This is a genomic window from Pseudomonas sp. RW407 (assembly GCF_003176655.1).
In the GTDB taxonomy this organism is placed as follows: domain Bacteria; phylum Pseudomonadota; class Gammaproteobacteria; order Pseudomonadales; family Pseudomonadaceae; genus Pseudomonas; species Pseudomonas delhiensis.
Window position 1 is genome coordinate 771,228 of sequence record NZ_QGSL01000106.1, and the last position, 758, is coordinate 771,985.

Consider the following 758-nt stretch of genomic DNA (forward strand, 5'->3'; position numbering starts at 1 on the left):
GGAAGAAGGTGTGCACCCGCTCGTCGCAGGTCTGGGTGATGTCCCACTCGGCGATGGCGTCCTTCATCGAAGGGCTGTGCACGGTCGGCACCTCGGTGTGCAGCAGGCCGCCGCGGGCCAGTTCGCCGAGGATGGAGAAGATGCCGCCGGCGCGGTGCACGTCTTCCAGGTGGTACTTCTGGATGTTCGGCGCCACCTTGCACAGCTGCGGCACCTTGCGCGACAGGCGGTCGATGTCGCGCAGGTCGAAGGGCACCGCGCCTTCCTGGGCGGCGGCCAGCAGGTGCAGGATGGTGTTGGTCGAGCCGCCCATGGCGATGTCCAGGCTCATGGCGTTCTCGAAGGCGAGCACGTTGGCGATGCTGCGCGGCAGCACCGAGGTGTCGCCTTCGCCGTAGTAGCGCTGGCACAGCTCCACGGCCAGGCGCCCGGCGCGCAGGAACAGCTGCTCGCGGTCGGCGTGGGTGGCCAGGGTGGTGCCGTTGCCCGGCAGGGCCAGGCCCAGGGCCTCCACCAGGCAGTTCATCGAGTTGGCGGTGAACATGCCGGAGCAGGAACCGCAGGTGGGGCAGGCGCTGCGCTCGTACTCGGCGACCTTCTCGTCGGAGCAGCTGTCGTCGGCGGCCGCGACCATGGCGTCGATCAGGTCCAGGCCGTGGTTGGCCAGCTTGGTCTTGCCGGCTTCCATCGGCCCGCCGGAGACGAACACCACCGGGATGTTCAGGCGCAGGGCGGCCATCAGCATGCCGGGGGTGATC

At 69.3% G+C, this 758-nt stretch carries 1 protein-coding gene; it reads right to left on the bottom strand.

From position 1 onward, the window contains the following. Positions 1 to 758, bottom strand: a 758-nt coding sequence (locus DK254_RS20325) for a dihydroxy-acid dehydratase (RefSeq protein ID WP_218281429.1), incomplete at both ends; no start/stop codon positions are given.